At 62.2% G+C, this 19,490-nt stretch carries 18 protein-coding genes; 5 read left to right on the top strand and 13 right to left on the bottom strand.

Features of this window, described 5'->3' with window-relative positions:
• Positions 1–5 precede the first annotated feature (5 nt).
• The 8 genes from BM438_RS39075 to BM438_RS39040 all read right to left on the bottom strand — a co-directional run bounded on the left by BM438_RS39075 (position 6) and on the right by BM438_RS39040 (position 8,309).
• On the bottom strand, positions 6–689 hold the full coding sequence (locus BM438_RS39075; protein WP_093645773.1) for a hypothetical protein: 684 nt from the start codon (positions 687–689) through the stop codon (positions 6–8).
• Positions 686–2,092, bottom strand: coding sequence for a selenium-binding protein SBP56-related protein (locus BM438_RS39070; protein WP_093645770.1), 1,407 nt, complete (start codon positions 2,090–2,092; stop codon positions 686–688). Before BM438_RS39070 ends, BM438_RS39075 begins: the two co-directional genes overlap by 4 nt.
• A gap of 135 nt (positions 2,093–2,227) precedes the next feature.
• The gene (locus BM438_RS39065) at positions 2,228–3,106 is read right to left on the bottom strand and encodes an ABC transporter permease (RefSeq protein ID WP_093645768.1); all 879 of its coding nucleotides are present in this window, start codon (positions 3,104–3,106) and stop codon (positions 2,228–2,230) included.
• Positions 3,103–3,933, bottom strand: a complete 831-nt coding sequence (locus BM438_RS39060) for an ABC transporter ATP-binding protein (protein ID WP_093645766.1) — start codon at positions 3,931–3,933, stop codon at positions 3,103–3,105. The genes BM438_RS39065 and BM438_RS39060 overlap by 4 nt, the downstream gene beginning before the upstream one ends.
• Before the next feature lie 70 nt (positions 3,934–4,003).
• The gene (locus BM438_RS39055; protein WP_093645763.1) at positions 4,004–5,056 is read right to left on the bottom strand and encodes an ABC transporter substrate-binding protein; all 1,053 of its coding nucleotides are present in this window, start codon (positions 5,054–5,056) and stop codon (positions 4,004–4,006) included.
• A 57-nt stretch (positions 5,057–5,113) separates the two neighbouring features.
• Positions 5,114–6,022: a TauD/TfdA dioxygenase family protein gene (locus BM438_RS39050; RefSeq protein WP_200621161.1), complete on the bottom strand. Its 909-nt coding sequence runs from the start codon at positions 6,020–6,022 to the stop codon at positions 5,114–5,116.
• Between the two features lie 183 nt (positions 6,023–6,205).
• On the bottom strand, positions 6,206–7,198 hold the full coding sequence (locus tag BM438_RS39045) for an aliphatic sulfonate ABC transporter substrate-binding protein (protein ID WP_425270760.1): 993 nt from the start codon (positions 7,196–7,198) through the stop codon (positions 6,206–6,208).
• A gap of 196 nt (positions 7,199–7,394) precedes the next feature.
• Positions 7,395–8,309 (bottom strand): LysR family transcriptional regulator, encoded by a 915-nt coding sequence (locus tag BM438_RS39040; protein WP_093645761.1) that lies wholly within the window; start codon positions 8,307–8,309, stop codon positions 7,395–7,397.
• A 128-nt stretch (positions 8,310–8,437) separates the two neighbouring features.
• On the opposite strand from BM438_RS39040, the gene BM438_RS39035 reads away from it, so the two are divergent.
• The 4 genes from BM438_RS39035 (at position 8,438) to BM438_RS39020 (ending at position 12,504) form a co-directional block, all read left to right on the top strand.
• On the top strand, positions 8,438–9,079 hold the full coding sequence (locus BM438_RS39035; protein ID WP_093645759.1) for a glutathione S-transferase family protein: 642 nt from the start codon (positions 8,438–8,440) through the stop codon (positions 9,077–9,079).
• Between the two features lie 38 nt (positions 9,080–9,117).
• Entirely contained in the window at positions 9,118–11,229 is a 2,112-nt protein-coding gene (locus BM438_RS39030) for a pyridoxamine 5'-phosphate oxidase family protein (protein WP_093645757.1), read from the top strand.
• Between the two features lie 185 nt (positions 11,230–11,414).
• Positions 11,415–11,693, top strand: coding sequence for a DUF1488 family protein (locus BM438_RS39025; protein WP_093645755.1), 279 nt, complete (start codon positions 11,415–11,417; stop codon positions 11,691–11,693).
• Positions 11,694–11,712: 19 nt separating this feature from the next.
• Positions 11,713–12,504, top strand: a complete 792-nt coding sequence (locus BM438_RS39020; RefSeq protein WP_093645752.1) for a phosphate/phosphite/phosphonate ABC transporter substrate-binding protein — start codon at positions 11,713–11,715, stop codon at positions 12,502–12,504.
• Between the two features lie 15 nt (positions 12,505–12,519).
• Here the strand turns inward: BM438_RS39020 and BM438_RS39015 are convergent, their stop codons facing one another.
• The 4 genes from BM438_RS39015 to BM438_RS39000 form a co-directional block, all read right to left on the bottom strand.
• The gene (locus tag BM438_RS39015) at positions 12,520–14,532 is read right to left on the bottom strand and encodes an acetyl/propionyl/methylcrotonyl-CoA carboxylase subunit alpha (protein ID WP_093645750.1); all 2,013 of its coding nucleotides are present in this window, start codon (positions 14,530–14,532) and stop codon (positions 12,520–12,522) included.
• An 83-nt stretch (positions 14,533–14,615) separates the two neighbouring features.
• Positions 14,616–15,401 (bottom strand): enoyl-CoA hydratase/isomerase family protein, encoded by a 786-nt coding sequence (locus tag BM438_RS39010; protein WP_093645748.1) that lies wholly within the window; start codon positions 15,399–15,401, stop codon positions 14,616–14,618.
• A 28-nt stretch (positions 15,402–15,429) separates the two neighbouring features.
• The gene (locus BM438_RS39005; RefSeq protein ID WP_093645745.1) at positions 15,430–17,037 is read right to left on the bottom strand and encodes a carboxyl transferase domain-containing protein; all 1,608 of its coding nucleotides are present in this window, start codon (positions 17,035–17,037) and stop codon (positions 15,430–15,432) included.
• A gap of 70 nt (positions 17,038–17,107) precedes the next feature.
• Entirely contained in the window at positions 17,108–18,289 is a 1,182-nt protein-coding gene (locus BM438_RS39000) for an isovaleryl-CoA dehydrogenase (protein ID WP_093645743.1), read from the bottom strand.
• Positions 18,290–18,569: 280 nt separating this feature from the next.
• Here BM438_RS39000 and BM438_RS38995 point away from each other — a divergent pair, with 280 nt between their 5' ends.
• The gene (locus tag BM438_RS38995) at positions 18,570–19,301 is read left to right on the top strand and encodes a TetR/AcrR family transcriptional regulator (RefSeq protein ID WP_093645851.1); all 732 of its coding nucleotides are present in this window, start codon (positions 18,570–18,572) and stop codon (positions 19,299–19,301) included.
• On the opposite strand, the gene BM438_RS45935 is transcribed toward BM438_RS38995, so the two are convergent.
• A partial coding sequence (locus BM438_RS45935) for a hypothetical protein (RefSeq protein WP_208620748.1) occupies positions 19,298–19,490 on the bottom strand: 193 nt, incomplete at its 5' end. The genes BM438_RS38995 and BM438_RS45935 overlap by 4 nt on opposite strands.

Here is a 19,490-nt window from a genome sequence, read left to right as displayed (position 1 = left end):
CCCTATCAGCCCTCACCGCCAGACAACGCGGCATTGAACACCAACGAGAGCGTGCCCACCAGAATGAGGCTCGATGCCCAGACTGCGTCCAGGTTGAACCAGCTCCGTGACACGAACTTGAGCCCCAGGTAGCGATAGACCAACCAGGCCAGCAGTCCACCGACCGCGATCATGGCGGTGGCATGAACGCCGGAGACAAGCAGCGCCATCCCCAGATTGAAGTCGATCAGTGCGCGTGCGGCCTGATGCCCTCGGTCCATGTCGTACGACCGGCACAGCCCGAGGTAGATCGGCACAAGCATCAATCCAGCGCCGTGCGCGATGGCAACGGCGAAGGACCAGAGCGCAAGCCGCGACGGCGGGATACGCGCGAGGACACGCGGATGGCGCCGCCAGATTAGAAGGCAAACACCGAAGCCGATGACCAGCACACTCGCGCCGATCTGGATCTCGCGCTGCCAGGTGAGCAGCATTGCAAGCATGGCGAAAGGCACGATCACCACGAACATCGCCAGTACGTGCCCAGCCGCGAGATACAGGAGCGCGGAGAACAGCGCCCGCGCACGTTTTTCCATCAGCCCGCTAGAAACAGCGAGCGGCCATCCCATCGCCGGGTTAAGCCCGTGATAGAGGCCGCTCGCCGCGACGGCTAACCAGAGGCCGGTCTGCGGCCAGCCACTCCCAATCAAGTCCCCACCGACGGGTAGCAGAACGAATCCGTCGAGCAGTCCCCGCCTTCGAGCCGGATCTGGTGAGCCCGGTATCCGTCGGGAAAGTCGACCCAGTACTCCTCGGCCAGTGCAAGGCCGCCGCCCGGTTCAGCCCGCGCCATGACCTGTGCCGCCGGCACACCGGCCGGGTAGAACTGGTCGTCCCACGTCGAGTAGAGCGAGTTGGTCCAGTAGACGCGCTTCCCGTCACGACTGATCTCGACCATCTGCGGACCACCCGCGAAGGTCTGACCGTTCGGGTGAGGCGTGCGCCGTACGATCCCGCCGATGTGCACCGATCCCGTGAGTTTCGGCTTGCGGGGTTCCGTCACGTCGTATTGGCGCATTTCGCCGGTTCCCCAGCAGGCGACGTACAGGAATTTGTCGTCGATGGAGAGATCAATATCGGTGACGAGCGGCGGCACCGCGCCGAATCCCTGCAGCAAGGGCGGAAGCAGTTCCGGATCTGCGGGCTCGGGTGGAATCGTCGCGGTCTTCTCGATGTGAAACTTTCCATCCTCGCGCCACCAGGTCCAGATCGATCCTTCAAGGTTCGTCGTATCCACCACCACGCCAATGAAACCGTATTCGCGGCTGGGATCGTGCGCGGGCCGCACTTCGAGCGCCATCTGATGGTTGGCGCCGAGGTCGATCGTTTGCACGTTGCGCCGCGCCCGCAGATCCCAGAAGTGGATGTGGTGCCCGTACTTGTTCGAGAGAAGATCTTCGGGGACGATCCCGTTCTCGAATTGCGGCGGCAACGCCCACTCGCTCGACACCATGTAGTCGCGCGGCAGGTTCCACCAGAAATCGTAGTGTTTTTCCTGGGGCCCGCGGTCGATTTCCCAGCGGCCAAGGACCTCGAAAGTCTCGCAGTCCATGATAAAGATTCCCGGCGGCCCGTCTGTGCCATCCTTCCCAGCGCCGCCGAGCGTGCTGACGTAGATGCCTTCCGGTCCGCAATGAACCGTGTGGGGACGCGAGTAGCCCGTCTTGCGGAAGATTTCCTCGGGTTCGATGATCTTGTGGATCTTCGCCTGAGTCGGATGGGGCTTGGTATCCACGATGTAGATGCGCGAGGAGCGCATCCCCGGAATGATCAGATAACGCCGTTCGAGAAAGGCGTGGCCGGTCAGCGGCGACAGTGACGACGAGCAGGCGTTCCAGCCGAAGTGGTGAAACTCGTCCCCCTTGTTCGGCACCGGCACCGTGTGCACCACCTGGCTATAGGTGGGCGATCCGGGCTTCACGTCGATGACGGCGAGCGCATCGGGCTGCGAGAAATCGGGGCTGAGCAGCAGCGTATAAGCGAAGTCTTCCGCTGGCGCATCCATGGCGAGTTTCGGCGATGCGTGAAACGTAGGATCTGGGCGCATTCCCATGACGGGGTCTCCTGTCGATCTGGTTCGGGGCCGGTAGCGGATGGAGCGACCGGTTGTTTCGCGAACTTCAGCGCGCTTCCCATTTCGTCATACTTAAGCGCGTTACCGTACCCTCATTGTCGCGACATTGGACCGTTAGTGCTGCACGCCCCAACGCCGCACGGTCACGCGTTCGAGCGTATCGAACACCAGATGCTCGATCAGCAGGCCAATCACGATGACGGCAGCCAGCCCCGCGAAAACGCGATCCGTATACAACTCGTTGCGATTCTGAAAGATATACCACCCCAGCCCACCGCTGCCGGAACTCGCACCGAATACGAGTTCGGCGGCGATCAGCGTGCGCCACGCAAAGGCCCAGCCCACGCGCAGGCCGGCAAGAATCGACGGCAAGGCGGCCGGCACCAGGATCAACAGCACATGGCGCATACCGGTGAGGCCGTAGTTACGTCCCGTCATGCGCAGCGTCGCCGGCACCGATTGAAAACCGGAGTACGTGTTGAGCGCAAGCGGCCACAGCACCGAGTGCACCAGCACGAACAGCAGGCTGCCGGTGCCAAGGCCGAACCAGAGCAAAGCGAGCGGCAACAGCGCGATGGAAGGCAACGGGTTGAACATCGCGGTCAGCATCGAGAGTAAATCGCGGCCTATGCGCGTCGATACTGCAAGCGAGGTCAGAACAAAGGCGAGTGCGGCGCCAAGCAGATAGCCGCGCAGCAGCACGGACATCGACACCGCCGTTTTCTGCAGCAGTTCGCCCGACCAGACACCTTGTACGAAGGCGCTGAACGTCGCGCCGAAAGTCGGCAGCAGCAGATCGTTGTCGACCGCACGCGCGGCGATTTCCCATATCGCGATCAACACCAGCGCAATCAGCGTCTTGCGCAACCAGCTTTGCGAAAAGAGGCGCCTGCCGAGCGGAAGCGGTGCTTCGAGAACAAGTTCACCGAGCGGTTCGAGCGGACGCTCATACTCTTCGCGAACCGGCGGTAGCAGCACGGTGGGCGTACTCATTGAACGGCCTCCGTTTGTTCGAACAACAGGTGATGGATGCGCGCAACGCTGTGCTGAAAGTCGCTGCGCCCGAAACTATCCTGCGAGTACTGGTGACTGTTCAGCTCGGCTCTGACGCGGCCCGGATGCGGCGACAGCAACAGAATCCGGTTGCCGACCACGAGCGCCTCTTCGATTGAATGCGTGACGAACAGCAGCGTGAAGTTCACCTCTTCCCACAAGCGCAGCAGTTCCTCCTGCATCTTGCGGCGAGTCAGCGCATCGAGCGCGGCAAACGGCTCGTCCATCAGCAGCACGCGCGGTTGCATCGCCAACGCGCGGGCAATTGCAACGCGCTGCTTCATACCGCCCGACAACGTATGCGGATAGGCATTGGCAAACGAAGCCAGCCCCACCTTGTCGAGATAATGCAGCGCTCGTTCTTTGGCTTCTGCGCGTGAAAGCTTCTTCGCCACCTGCAGCGGGAAAGCCACGTTCTGCAGAACCGTTTTCCATGGCGGCAACTGGTCGAATTCCTGAAACACGACAATACGATCGGCGCCTGGGCCGCGCACGGCAACGCCTTCGAGCGAGATGCTGCCCGACGTCGGCTGGATAAAACCGGCCACGGCTTTGAGCAGCGTCGACTTGCCGCAACCTGAGGGTCCCAGCAGCACGAAGCGGTCTCCGCCGTAAACATCGAAACTCACGTCATGGGTCGCGCGGACGATCCGTTCACGCGTGCGGTATTCGAGGTTGACGTGTTCGACTGCGAGCAGTCTTTCGCTGGTCGCCGGAGCGGTCTGCTCAGCATCGTTCGGAAACAGCAAGGTAGGATTGGCCACCATCAGATCGCTCCCTGTAAGCCGACCGCGCGCGCCGATGAATAGCCGGCGAAGCTGGCGAAGAAAATCACGTTCAACTTCCCGCCGCGGTTGCCGGATCGTCGAAGAAATAATCCTTCCACGACTTCGGCTCGTTTTTGATAACACCGACGCGATACATGAACTGCGCGAGTCCAAACGTGTTCTGCGGCGCGACCTTGAACTGCACTTGCGGGTCCTTGATGACCTTCAGCAGCAGATTGCGGTCGATTTTCGACTGGTTCGTGCGGATGTAGATATCGGCTGCGGCATCGGGATTCGCCGAGATAAAGCGTGCGGCATCCGCCAGCGGATCGACGAACGCGCGATAGGTCTTCGGATTGTTGTCGCGGAATTTTTCTGTCGCGTACAGCACAGTTGCGGAGCTCGGACCACCCAGCACGTCGTACGAATTCAGCACGATGTGCGCCTTCGGATTGCCGGCGAGTTCCTGCTCCTGAAACGGCGGATTGCCAAAGTGCCCGGTGATTTCCGTGCCGCCCGCGATGATCGCCGCCGCGGCATCGGGATGCGGCAGCGCCTGCGTGAACTTGTCGAGGCGGTTGTAATCCTTGTCGCCCCAGCGTTTCGCCGCCGCGTACTGCAGCACGCGCGATTGCACCGACACATTGACCGCCGGCAGCGCGATGCGGTCCTTCTCCGTGAAGTCGGCGATCGTCTTCACATTGGGATTGTTGCTGACGAGGTAGTACGGCAGATTACCGAGCGACGCCACGCCCTTCACGTTCTGCTTGCCATGTGTGCGGTCCCAGATCGTCAGCAAGGGGCCAACGCCCGCACCGGCGACATCCACCGCGCCGGAGAGCAGCGCGTCGTTGACCGCGGAGCCGCCCGAGAGCTTCACCCAGTCGACCTTGATATCGAGGCCCTGCTTACGCCCTTCTTTCTCGACGAATTGCTGGTCGCGCGCCACGTTCAGCAGCAGATAGACGATGCCGAACTGCTCCGCGATGCGGATCTGCCCTTCGGCATGCGCGGGTACGGCTGCGCCAAAGCCGGCGACACCCATCGATAAAGTAAGCAGCGTGGCGGTCAAACGACGGGAAAGGGACGACCGAAGAGCGGTCGGGTGAAACCTGGCAAGCATCGGAACTCCGGTCAGCGTGTGAGCGTGTGGGTGTGGTTATAGCGGGCGGCGTTGCCGTCAGAACGGCACGTCGCCTTCAATCGTCGTGCGATACAGTTTGCGGCGCAGATGATCCGGCGTGCCAGCCGCAAGATGCATCAGCGAGCGGTTGTCCCAGAACACCATGTCGTGCTCGGACCATTGATGCCGGTACAGATGCTCGGGGCGCACACTGTGCGCGAAAATCTCTTCGAGCAGCGATTTGCTCTCGTCTTCCGGCAAGCCGATCACACGGGTCGTGAAATGCTCGCTGACGAAGAGCGCGCGCCGCCCGGTCTCAGGATGGGTGCGCACGATCGGCTGGACCACCGGTTTCACCTGTGCGATCTGCTCCGCCGACAGATTCGGCCGCCACGGGCTGCGCTTCTGCAGTTCCGCGTATTTCGCTAGATACGTGTGTTCCGCCGAACGCCCTTCCACTGCGCTGCGCAAGTGCTCCGGCAATGTGTCCCACGCAAGGTGCATGTTGGCGAACAACGTGTCGCCGCCTTCCGAAGGCAGCTCCTGCGCATGCAGAAGCGAACCGAGGCTCGGCTTCTCCTTGTACGACAGATCGGAATGCCAGTAATGACCGGCGTCACCGAGACCGATCGGCTGGCCGTTCTCGACGATGTTCGAGACGACCAGCACCTCCGGATAACCCGGCAACTGGAATTGATGCAGCACGTGAATCTGCAGCGGGCCGAAGCGGCGACTGAAGGCAATCTGCTGATCCGGCGTAATGCGTTGATCGCGAAACACCAGCACGTGATGGTCCAGATGCGCGCGGTGAATGCGTGCGAAATCCTCCTGACCTAACGGCTTGCTGAGATCGAGCCCCAGAACTTCAGCGCCGACGGGACCGTCGAAAGCGCGAATTTCGATGTGCTGGGCTTGATTGGCATGGCCAGCGGCGCTGGCGGCGGTGGGTGTAATAGCAGTCGTCACAGGAAGCTCTTCGTCGAATCTGTTCGAAGGACGCCGGCAAAGGCGAAGTCAGACGAATTTACCGGTGCATACGCGCGACGACAACGAAGCAAATCCCATACGGTTATCTGCTGGAGTGATAAACCCGATGCTTTAACGCGCTGCGGGCCGCGTTCGGCCCCAAACCCCTGTTCGCTGCAGGGCTTATCCACCAGAAGCTGTGGTCGGAGTGGTGGTCGAAACGGCCGCTGTTTCGGCCCGCTTCGTGGTGAAGTTCCAGCGTTGCGCTGTGGCCGTATCGACTGGCGCCGGCAGAAGACCCGCTCGATAGAAGGTGTCGGCGATCTTTTGCTGCTCACCGAAATTCTGCGCGTCTACAGCGCGTACGGCATAGCTGCGGCGTCCATTCGCACGCTCGATCGTCGCTGCGTCCAGGCCCCAGATCGGCGCGAGCAGCTTTGCCGCATCGTCAGGATGGCTGCGGACCCATCCCCCCGCCGACGTCAACTGTGCAACCACGATGCTGATCACATCAGGGTGAGCCGCGGCGAAGCTGCTGGACGCGAGGTAGTACCGTTGATACGAGGCGAGGCCTTCACCGTTGGCGAGGATGCGCACGTCCGGCGCTTTGTCCACCGACGCGACATACGGATCCCAGGTGATCCAGGCATCCACGCTGCCGCGCTCGAACGCGGCACGTCCATCGGCGGGCGTCAGATAGCTGATGCGTACGTCAGCAGGTGCAAGGCCCGCTTTGGCGAGCGCGGCGAGCAACAGATAGTGGCTGCCTGCCGCCTTGGTCACCGCGATGCGCTGGCCTTTCAGGTCGGCAAGCGTATGCAGCGGCCCGTCGCGCTTCACGATGATGGCCTGGGCGCCAGGCGACGGCGCTTCCTGCGCGACATACACGAAACGTGCATGAGCGGCCTGGGCGAACACCGGGACTGTATCGGCGACATCGGCGCTAAAGTCGACCGCGTCGGCGTTGAGCGCTTCGGTCAGCGGCAAGCCGCTGGCAAACTCGTTCCAGCTAATGCTGACGCCTAGCGGCGCCAGCGCCTGCTCGAGCGAACCACGCACCTTCAGGATCGTGATGAGCGTTGAGGACTTTTGATAGCCGATCCGCAGTTTTATCGGAGCCGAAGAATTGGTGGTGGTCTGCGCGTGAGCGGTACTGATGACGAGCAACGAAGTCAGCGCCGCACGAGCGAGCAAACGAAAAATAGAAAAGGTCACGGCTCGAAATTCCGGTCTGGTCAATACGATCAAACCGCGATCGTAACAACGCCGAATCGCATGGATAAGCGAGCGTTTTAGCTATGCTTAGCAGGCTAAGGCATAACGATGAAAAACGGCATTGAGAGCCAGTGCGTACTCCATGCTCTGCGAGGCGCTAACCGTCCACCGGCGCCTCGAGCCTTCTTCTGATCACGTCGATCAACGCGCGTACCTTTGCCGTCGGATAACGGGTAGGCGGAAACACCGCGTAGATGCCCTTGGGCTTTCCGGCCCAGTCCGGCAACAGGCGCACCAACCGCCCCGCCGCCACATCGTCAGCGATCGAAAAATCCGTCAGCAATCCGAAGCCACCGCCCGCGAGTGTCGCCGCACGGGCTGAATCGGCCGTATTCACCAGCAGAACATTCTCGCAGCGCACGCTTTGTTTTGCGCCTTTCACGCGCTGCAGCTCAAGCGTAAGCGGATGCTGCAAGACAGATAGCGCGACATGAGGCATGGGCGCGAGCGCAGCCGGCGTCTTCGGCTTACCCCACGTATCGATGAACTCCGGACTCGCGACGATCCATTTGACGAAACCACCCAGCTTCACAGCGCGGTAGCCCGAGTCGGCCAGTTGCCCCAGACGGATGGCCACGTCGATGCCTTCCGCGATCAGATCGACATAGTGGTCGTTGCAGACCAGTTCGATGTCGAGTTCCGGATACGCACGGCGCATCTCCACCAACGCGGGTGTCACCACCAACGCTCCATAGTCGATCGGCGCATTCACGCGCAACGTGCCGCGCAACGGCGCCGATTCCCCTGTTACGGCCGATAGCGCTTCCTCCGCCGCCTGCAAGATCTTGCAACTTGCCTCGTAGAAGGCACGCCCGCTCTCGGTCACGCTGAGCCGCCTTGTGGTTCGGACCAGCAGACCCGCGCCGATTTCGCGCTCGAGCCGCTGCAGATGCGTGCTGACCATGGTTTTCGTGAGGCCGAGACGCGCCGCGGCGGCGGTAAACGAACCCGCTTCCACCACGGCAACAAAAATCGCAAGGCGGTTCAGATTGACATCTTTTAGATCTGCCATTCGCCGATTGTCCATCTTTGATTGATTATGTTTTCTAGCTTAGCAGGCTTCTGCGCGGCGCCACGGACCGGTACGCTTACTCCATTCCAGTCGACGGTTGTCGGCTTTCCCCGCCCCAGGAGCTTTCAATGTCAGCCGCTAAACCCGCCCAGCCCATCCGCCTTCACACTACGCTTCTCTCCGGGCACGGACACCGCGTCAAGTTGTTCCTGACTTTGCTCGATCTGCCTTTTGAAGTGATCGAGCTGAACATGGCTGCCGGCGACAATCGTCGCCCGGAATACCTGAAGCTCAACCCGTTCGGCCAGGTGCCGACGATCGAAGACGGCGAGACGGTGCTGTTCGATTCCAACGCAATCCTCGTCTATCTGGCGAAACGCTATGGCGACCCGTCATGGCTGCCGGAAGACGCGCTCGGCGCCGCCACCGTGCAACGGTGGCTGTCGCTCGCAGCTGGGCAGATCGCATATGGACCGTGCGCCGCGCGGCTGGTCACCGTATTCGGTGCGCCGCTCAATCTCGACACCGCGCAGAAGATCGCGCTCAAGCTGTTCGACGTGCTCGACGCGGAGCTTGCCGACAAGAATTTCGCTACGGGCGACCACGTAAGCATTGCCGACATCGCCGCGCATACGTACATCGCCCATGCGCCGGAAGGCGGTGTCTCGCTCGAGCCGTACCCGAACATCCGGGCGTGGCTCCGCCGTGTTGAAGCGCTGCCGCGCTTCATCGCGATGCCTGCGACGAAGGCTGGACTGCTCGCCGCCTAACCAGAGAAGTGCACACGCCCTAATGGGCAGAGGCCGATATGTCCCAGCATTCTTCCAGCGCGCCGCGCGGCTGGGACGCCGCCGAGTCGCCGTTTCACGCCGCCGAACTCCTGGTACAGCAACATGCCGGAGTGGACAAAGAGGCAGAATCGATCGGTCGTCGCGGCATCCGTCGCTATATGCCGGATCAGCATCGGCAGTTTTATGCCGAACAGCCATTCATGGTGTTCGGCGGCCTCGACGCAAACGGCCAGCCGTGGGCAACCCTGCGCGCGGCCGAACCGGGCTTTGTATCGTCCCCGGACCCGCGCACGTTGCGGATCGAAGGCGGCGTTTTACCGGGTGATCCGTTGGCTGGGTACTGGCAGCCCGGCATGATGATCGGTGGCCTGGGGCTGCAGGCGCAGACCCGCCGACGCAATCGCGTCAACGGCGTGGTGTCGTCGGTAGATGGCGATACGGTCACGCTCGAGGTCATGCAAAGCTTCGGCAACTGCGCCAAATATATTCAAAGTCGTACGCCGACTTTTGTTACGCGTGGTGCAACCGGCACTGGGACACCCGTTGAGACGTCGACTCAACTCAGCGACGCGGACCGCGCAGTGCTGGCCAACGCGGATACTTTCTTTATCGCCAGCGCGAACGTCAGTGAAGATGCGGGTCCGGCTCGCGGCGCCGATGTTTCGCATCGCGGCGGCATGCCGGGCTTCGTACGCGTTGACGACGCGACTACCCTGACAACGCCCGATTTCAGCGGCAACCGCTTCTTCAACACACTGGGCAACCTGGTCCACGATCCACGCGCCGGCCTGCTGTTCGTAGACTTTGCGAGCGGCGACATGCTGTACATCGCGGCCCTCGCTGAGATCGTGTGGGACGGTCCGGAACTGGCCAGGTTTCCATTGGCCGAGCGGCTGGTGCGCTTTCGTATTACCGAAGTGCGGCGCAGCCGCCAGGCGTTACCGTTTCGTTGGTCGGAAGTCGGCTATGCGCCGCAGTTCGTGACGCAGGCTTCGGTGCCCGCTTCACTGCCAGCTTCACAACTCGAATCGCCGTGGAAAAAGCTCAAGATCGCCGCCGTGCGCGAAGAAACGCCCATGATCCGATCGTTCTATTTTGAATCGGCGGACGGCTCGCCGTTGCCGGTGTACGAGCCTGGGCAATACTTGCCGATCCGCGTCCCGGTCGACGGCTTGGACAAGCCGCTGACGCGCACTTATACGCTGTCCGACGCGAGCAACCGGCAGCAGTACCGAATCACCGTGAAACGCGACGGCGTCGGCTCCGCCTGGCTGCATGACCGCTTCGCCGCCGGCATGCAGATCGAAGCGATGGTGCCACGTGGCGCATTCACCTACGATTCAGCCAGCCCGCGCCCTGCCGTGTTCATTTCGGCGGGCATCGGCATCACGCCGATGATCACGATGCTGCATCACGCGATTGCCGCGCGCGAACCGAATAGTCCGCCCAAGCCGCTGTATTTTTTCCATGGCGCGCGACGCGACGGCGACCGGCCGTTCAGCGCGCACCTGCAGGAACTCTCGTCGCGCCATCCGGCCGTCTCGATGCACCTGTTCGACAGCGCCGCCGATCCAGCCACCCAATCGCCTTACGGCGCCTTACCCGGTCGCGTGACCCTGGCTGAAATCAAACGCGCGCTGCCCTTCGACGACTACGACTTCTATCTGTGCGGACCCGAGTCGTTCATGCGTGAACTGTATGAAGGATTACGCGCGCTCAACGTCGCCGATAACAGAATTCGCTTTGAGGCGTTTGGACCGGCAACTGTCAAACGCACGCCGGCAATCCCACCGGCGGCGGCGGAAAACGGCCAAAGCGCGCGCCCCGCAAACGTGCCGGCAAGCGACGGCGCAGGCATACCCGTGACGTTCGCGCGCTCGCAGCGCACGGTTCAATGGCTGCCGGAGAACGGCACGCTTCTCGATCTCGCCGAGGCATCCGGGATCGCCGCGCCGTCGAGCTGCCGCTCCGGGATGTGCGGCACATGCTCCACGCGCGTGTTGAACGGGCGAGTCGCCTACGAAGCACCGACGGACGCCTCCATCGAGGAAGGCCATGCCCTCATCTGCATGGGCCGGCCGGTCGCCGACGACGTCGCCGCAACGGACGGACTGACGTTGGAACTCTGAATGACGGGCCCGCCGTCCTGACGCGAATTCTGACTACGCGCACGCGGCCACTCAAGCGACAATTATTTTCGACCGGTAAGATGGAACGGAGGCCCGGCATTTTCACAGCAAATGCCGGTTTTCCCACATACCGAAAGCTTAGGGCCAGTCATCCTGATGACTCAGGCGTGCGGCGGGAGGTTGTCATGTCGGTATATGTCGATGAAGGATTCAGGCCCTGTGTCACGGAATGCGCGACTGTCGCCTTCCGCGTCTGCTATGACGATCGGGTGCAGGTCTTCGAGGTCAGCGCCGAGGCGCTGATGACCTATTGCGGGGCCGCGAGCAAGCGGCGCACGGATTTGCTCGTCGCGTTCGAAGACGCGCAACTGGAAATACTGAAGGTGGTGGAGTGCAAGTGGCCGTTCAAAGAGACCGAGCCGGTGCGCCTGGGTCTCGACGAATTCCGAATGGTCAGACATTAGGTATGCCAGAATCGCGTCCATGACCTGGATCGCCGCCCTGCCGATGTACAACGTGACACCCGCGCTCGCCACTGTGTGGCGCGAGTGGCTGGACGACGTCCTGCGCATGGTGAGCCCGGCCTGCCGCATCGTCGAGCCCGACGAAGAATTGCATGGCTTCTGGCGGCGCCCTAACGTACTGCTCTCGCAAACCTGCGGCTATCCCTTGGTGCATGGCTTGAACGAGCAGGTTCAGGTGATCGCCACGCCGCAATTCGATGCGCCGGGCTGCGCAGGCGCGGATTATTCGAGCGTGCTGGTCACGCGAGCGGAGTCGCAGTTCGATTCGCTCGCGGCGTGCCGTGGCGCGCGTGCCGCCTACAATCAGGACGATTCGAATAGCGGCATGAATGTGTTTCGCCACGCGGTGGCGCCGCTTGCGCGCAAGAGCGCGTTTTTCAGCGCGGTGCTGCGCACCGGTTCGCATCTCGGGTCGTTGCGAGCGGTGGTCGACAATCGCGCGGACGTCGCCGCAATCGACTGCGTGACGTTCGCGTTTGTCTGTGATGAATTGCCGGAACTGGCGCAAAAGGTTCGGCAAATCGGCTTGACGGCGGCATCGCCGGGCTTGCCTTTGATTGCTTCCAACAACGTGCCGTCCGCGACGATCGAGACGCTGCGCGAGGCACTCAACGAAGCGCACCGCGCCCAGCCCGAACGTGCCAAACGCCTGCGTCTGAAGGGCTTTTCCGCGTTGCCGCTCACCGACTACGAACGGATCGAGCAACTCGAAAACGAAGCGCGCGCCGCCGGCTACGCGCGCCTCGTTTAAGCACGGCCGTTACCGTTAGCCTACGTCCAGCACCAGAAGCTGCGCGCCATCGGCGACCTGATCGCCAACCGCATACAGCACTTCCGTTACGGTGCCTGCCGCCGGCGCGCCGATGGTGTGCTCCATCTTCATCGCTTCCATCACGATCAGCGGCGTGCCCTTCTCCACCACCGTGCCCGGTTCGACCAGTACGGCGATTACCTTGCCAGGCATCGGCGCGGTCAAACGGCCTTCGCCGCCTTCAGCATCCGCGGCATGGGCGAGCAGGTTCTGCCACTCGAACGCCAGCGCCTCGCCGAGGCAGAACACGTGGAACGTATCGCCGTCGATGAAAACACGCCCCGTGACTCGCGCATCGCCGATCGTCGCGCGGTATTCGTGCTGACCGGTGCCTTCCGACCAGGTGAAGCCTTCGCGCACGCCGTCGTGTTCGAGCGTTTGCGTGGCGCCGTCGCGAGCAAACGTGGCCGTGAAAACGCTTTCGTTTTCGACGTCACGCCAGCCGAGCGTCTGCGTATAGCCACTGTTCAGACGCCAGTGCGAGAGTGCATCCCACGGCGACGCGCCGTGCGCCGTGCCGCCTTCACGCGTCAACAATGCTGCGCAAGCAAGCGCCAGCGCTTCCTTGAAGGGCTTTTTCACGGGCGCGAACAAGGCGTCGTGATGACGCTCGATCAAACCCGTATCGAGATCGCCCGTCGCAAACGGTTCGCTCGTGACAATGCGTTGCAGGAACTCGACGTTGGTGTGCGGACCGACCACTTCGCAGGCACGCAGCGCACGATTCATCCGCGCGAGCGCCTCTTCGCGCGTCGCGCCGTGGACGATCAGCTTGGCAATCATCGGATCGTAGAACGGCGTGATGGCGTCGCCTTCGCGTACGCCGCTGTCGATACGCACCGGCGCCTTGCGGTCGGGCTCGCCTAGGGTGAATTCGACGCCTTCGGGCATGCGCAAATGCTTGAGCGTACCCGTCGACGGCAGGAAGCCGCGGGCAGGATGCTCCGCGTAAATGCGCGCTTCGATCGCATGGCCGTCGATTTTCAGTTGCTCTTGCGAGAGCGGCAACGGTTCGTCAGCGGCGACGCGCAGTTGCCACTCCACCAGATCCTGTCCCGTCACCATTTCCGTGACCGGATGCTCGACCTGCAGGCGCGTGTTCATCTCCATGAAGTAGAAGTCGCCCGTGCTGGTCATGATGAACTCGACCGTGCCCGCGCCCACGTAATTCACCGCGCGCGCGGCGGCCACGGCCGCTTCGCCCATCTCACGTTTGACCTCCGCCGACAAGCCCGGCGCCGGCGCTTCTTCCAGCACCTTCTGGTGACGCCGTTGCACCGAGCAGTCGCGGTCGAACAGATACACCGCGCCGCCGTGACGGTCCGCGAACACCTGCACTTCCACGTGACGTGGCCGCGTCAGATACTTTTCGATCAGCACGCGGTCATTGCCGAAACTGCTGGCCGCTTCGCGTTTGCACGACGCCAACGCCGCCGCGAAGTCTTCCGTGCGCTCGACCACGCGCATGCCTTTACCGCCGCCACCCGCGCTCGCCTTCAGCAAGACCGGATAACCGATCGCATCGGCTTCACGATGCAGCAACTCAGCGTCCTGATCGTCGCCGTGATAACCCGGCACGAGCGGCACGGCCGCCGCATGCATCAGCGCCTTCGCGGCCGCCTTTGAGCCCATGGCGGCGATCGCTTCGACCGGCGGTCCAATGAAGACGATGCCGGCCGCTTCGCAGGCATGCGCGAAATCTTCGTTTTCCGACAGAAAACCGTAGCCCGGATGCACCGCCTGTGCGCCGGTTGCGCGAGCGGCTTCGATGATGCGCTCGACCCGCAGATAGCTTTCCGCCGCGGTCGATCCGCCGATATGCACCGCCTCGTCGCATGCGGCTACGTGTTTTGCGTTGGCGTCCGCATCGGAATACACGGCCACACTCGCGATACCGAGCCGCTTGCAGGTCGCGGCGACGCGGCACGCAATCTCGCCTCGGTTGGCAATCAGGATCTTGTTGAACATGAGGTGTCTCGGTGAATGTCCCGCTCGGGCTGTTGTTCTGATGAGGGCTGACGAGCGCCTCGGAATGTCTGCTTGTTTGCGCTTCAGTTGCGCCACGAAGGTGTGCGTTTTTCGAGGAACGACGCGACGCCTTCGCGGCCTTCCGCGCCGGCTCGCGTGCGCGCGATGCGCGCCGCCGTGTCCTCGATCAGCGCCGCGTTCAACTCACGGCCGGCGATATCCTGTACGAGCTGCTTGCAGGCACGCACCGCTTGCGGACCGTTTGCGCAAAGCGTCTCGGCGATCTGCTGCACGGTAGCGTCGAGTTGTTCCGCGCTGACCGCTTCGCTAACCAGGCCGAGGCGGAACGCCGTCGCGCAATCGAACTGCTCAGCGGTCGCGAAGTAGCGGCGCGACGCCTGCTCACCCAGCGCGCGGATCACGTACGGCGCGATGGTGGCCGGGATCAGGCCGAGACGCGCTTCCGACAGGCAAAAACGCGCGCTCTCCACCGCGACGACGATATCGCACGCCGAGATCAGACCCATGCCGCCAGCGTAGGCGTCGCCGTTCACCCGTGCGATTACCGGTTTGCTGCAGCGATAGATCGACGACAGCATGTTCGCCAGCAGCATCGCGTCGGCACGGTTCTCGTCGTCCGAGTAACCGGCCATCTTCTTCATCCAGTTCAGATCGGCGCCCGCGCAGAATGCCTTGCCGTTCGCGGCGAGCACTACCGCACGCACGTCGTCGCGCGCGTTCAGGGCCTTGAAAACCGAGGTAATCTCGGCGATCATCGTTTCATTGAACGCGTTGCGCACGTCAGGCCGATTCAGCGTGACCGTGGCGATCTGCCCGGCGAAAGCGACATTCAGCGTTTCGTATTGCATCGTTACAGCTCCTGCGCGTTGCGCTCTGTCACATTCTGAACACGCCGAAACGCGTGTCTTCGATCGGTGCGTTCATCGTCGCCGAGAGGCCGAGCCCAAGCACATCGCGCGTTTGCGCCGGGTCGATCACGCCGTCGTCCCAGAGACGGGCGCTGGCATAGTACGGGTGGCCCTGATGCTCGTATTGATCGCGGATCGGTTGCTTGAACGCCTCTTCTTCTTCCGCGCTCCACGCACCGCCCTTGCCTTCGATGCCGTCGCGCTTGACCGTGGCCAGCACCGAGGCCGCCTGCTCGCCGCCCATCACCGAGATCCGCGCGTTCGGCCACATCCACAGGAAGCGCGGCGAATACGCGCGGCCGCACATGCCATAGTTGCCTGCCCCGAACGAACCGCCGATGATCACCGTGAACTTCGGCACCTTCGCCGTGGCCACCGCCGTCACCATCTTCGCGCCGTTACGCGCGATGCCTTCGTTTTCGTACTTGCGGCCCACCATGAAGCCCGTGATGTTCTGCAGGAACACCAGCGGAATCTTGCGCTGGCAGCACAGTTCGATGAAGTGCGCGCCCTTGAGCGCCGACTCCGAAAACAGAATGCCGTTGTTCGCGATGATGCCGACCGGATGTCCCCAGATATGCGCGAAGCCGCACACGAGTGTGGTGCCATAACGGGCCTTGAATTCGTCGAACGCGGAATCGTCGACGATACGCGCGATTACCTCGCGAATATCGAAGGGCTTGCGCGTATCGACGGGAATCACGCCGTACATGCTCTTCACGTCATAGCGCGGCGGCTTCGGCTCCTGCAACGCCACCGGCACCTGCTTCGTGCGATTCAGATTGCCGACGATGCTGCGCGCAATACCCAACGCATGCGCGTCGTTCTGCGCGAGATGATCGACCACGCCCGACAGACGCGTATGCACGTCGCCGCCGCCGAGGTCTTCCGCGCTCACCACTTCACCGGTTGCGGCTTTGACGAGCGGCGGTCCGCCCAGAAAAATCGTCCCCTGATTCTTGACGATGATCGATTCGTCGCTCATGGCCGGCACGTAGGCGCCGCCTGCCGTGCACGAACCCATCACGACGGCGATCTGCGGAATGCCTGCCGCGGACAGATTCGCCTGATTGAAGAAGATGCGGCCGAAGTGATCGCGATCGGGGAACACGTCGTCCTGATTCGGCAGATTCGCGCCGCCCGAGTCGACCAGGTAGACGCACGGCAGATGGTTTTCGGCGGCGATTTCCTGCGCCCGTACGTGCTTTTTCACGGTGACGGGATAGTAGGTGCCGCCTTTGACCGTCGCGTCATTGCAAACGATCACGCACTCCTGCCCCGCGATACGGCCAATGCCGGTGATGACGCCCGCGCCCGGCGCATCGTTGTGGTACATGCCATAGGCTGCGAGTTGCGAGAACTCGAGAAACGGCGTGCCAGGATCGAGCAGTTTCTCGATGCGGTCGCGCGGCAGCAGCTTGCCGCGGCCCGTGTGTTTGTCGCGCGCCGCCTGCCCGCCACCCAGCGCGAGTTTCTCGACCTTCGCGCGAAGATCGGCGACCAGCGCTTCGAGCGCCGCCGCATTGGTGCGGAAGTCGTCCGAGCGCGGATTCAGTTTTGATTCGATGATCGGCATTGCTTGGAATCTCCTCTGTCGATCGGAGTTGGATGCAAAGCCCTTACTCCGATCCCATGCAAAGTGTGGCTCAAGCCGTCTCGGCGAACAGTTCGCGGCCGATCAGCATGCGGCGGATTTCGCTCGTGCCCGCGCCGATTTCATAGAGCTTCGCATCGCGCCACAGACGGCCGACCGGATACTCGTTGATATAGCCATTGCCGCCGAGAATCTGGATTGCCTCGCCGGCCATCCACGTCGCTTTTTCAGCCGTGTAGAGAATCACGCCCGCGCAGTCTTTGCGCACCTGGCGCACGTGGTCCTTGCCGAGCGTATCGAGTTGCCGGCCCACCGCGTAGAGATACGCGCGGCACGCTTGCAGCGTGGTGTACAGATCCGCGACCTTGCCTTGAATCAGCTGGAATTCGCCGATCGGCTGACCGAATTGCTTGCGGTCGTGGATATACGGCACGACTGCGTCCATAACCGCGACCATGATGCCGGTCGGACCACCGGCGAGCACGGCGCGTTCGTAATCGAGGCCGCTCATCAGCACCTTCGCGCCGCCGTTCAACTGGCCGAGGATATTTTCTTCCGGCACTTCGACGTCCTGGAACACCAATTCGCCGGTGTGCGAACCGCGCATGCCGAGCTTGTCGAGTTTTTGCGCGACCGAGAAACCCTTCATGCCCTTCTCGACGATAAACGCGGTAATGCCACGCGAATTCGCTTCGGGATCGGTTTTGGCATAGACGACCAGCGTGTCGCAATCCGGGCCGTTGGTGATCCACATTTTCGTGCCGTTCAGCACATAGTGATCGCCCTTCTTCTCCGCGCGCAGCTTCATGCTGACGACGTCCGAACCCGCGTTCGGTTCGCTCATGGCGAGAGCGCCGATGTGTTCGCCGGAGACCAGCTTGGGCAGATATTTTTCCTTCTGCGCTGCCGTGCCGTTGCGATGAATCTGGTTGACGCACAGATTCGAGTGCGCGCCGTACGAGAGACCGACCGATGCCGACGCGCGCGAGATTTCTTCCATCGCGATCATGTGCGCCGTGTAGCCCATATTCGCGCCGCCGTACTCCTCCGAGACCGTCATGCCGAGCACGCCCAGGTCGCCGAATTTTCGCCACAGGTCCATGGGGAACTGATCCGTGCGATCGATTTCCGCGGCACGCGGGGCGATTTCTTTGGCGGCGAATCCGGCGATGCTGTCGCGCAGCATTTCGATTTCTTCGCCGAGCGGGAATTGCAAACCGGGCAGGTTGCTCATTGCAGTGTCTCCAGAGTTCGTTGGCGGACCGGGTTGCCTGGGTAGGCACCGGCCCGTCTGAGTGCGGCTCAGCTGGCGGCAGCGGCCTTATGGGCCGCCATTACCGCCCCGCACGAGGCGCGAAACGTTCAAGGCGCATTTCACGCCAGATTTACGTAAGCGTCAAGTGGTATTTTTGAGTATCACTCAGAAACCGGTTGGCAGGCGTCTGGAGCCGCTATACAGTGATGGGATGGGTGTGACCGAGGCGATTGGCCTCACAAAACTGAACTGGACTCATATGACGGTTGCCATGAAGGCTGAGTTACCTGCCTCGCGCCGCCAGCCGGCGGGGCGCAAGTCTCAGCAGCGCGTGAAAGAGATCTTGCAGGCGGGGCGCGACGTGTTCTCCGAGAAGGGCTACGAGCGCGCGACGACGGCGGAGATTGCGCAGCGCCTGGGGATTTCCGAGGCGACGGTATTCAGTTATTTCCGCGGCAAGCGCGAGTTATGCGCGCGGGTGATTGGCGACTGGTACGACGAGATCATTGAAGCGATCGAGTCGGGGCTGCCACGGGATGGCAGCGTGCGGCAGCAGTTTGCTTTTATTGTGCGGACGCATTTGCGGTTGATGCTGGTGAATGGCACGGATCTGTGTGCTTTGGTGTTGTCGGAGGGCCGGGCCCGGCATCATGAGTTGAGTGAGGCGCTGACTGAATTGCAGCGGCGGTATACGGCGCCGTTGATGAGGGTGTTGGCGCAGGGCCAGGAGACGGGGCAGATTCGGGCTGATATGCCGTTGAGGTTATTGCGGTCGATGGTGTTTGGGCCGATGGAACATGTGCTGTGGGACGCTACGCTGGCTAATCGGCATATCGATATTGACGCTACCGCGGGGCAGTTAATCGATGTGTTGTGGGCGGCTTTGATGCCGCCGGATTTGGAGGTTAGTGCTTTGCAGCAGTTCAGGGCTGAGGTTGGGGAGGCTAACCGGAGGTTTGAAGAGGCGATTCGGGCGCCTCGCGGCGGCTAGTGGTTTTGGTTTTTGGCTTTTTTGCCTTTTGCGGCGGCATTGGCCGTGTTCTTGGGGCTTTGGCCTTTCCTTGTTCTGGCTTTGGTGCCTTGTTTTGTTAGTGGTCTATTAGCGTTGCCCCTGTGCGGGGCGGCACTGTAGTGGTCAAGTAAACCTGGACACCCGGAAAGGGGAATATTTAAAAAAGTG

The organism is Paraburkholderia aspalathi, from assembly GCF_900116445.1.
GTDB classification, from domain to species: domain Bacteria; phylum Pseudomonadota; class Gammaproteobacteria; order Burkholderiales; family Burkholderiaceae; genus Paraburkholderia; species Paraburkholderia aspalathi.
Note: the sequence above shows the minus strand (reverse complement) of the source record. Positions and strands in the feature narration are given on the sequence as shown.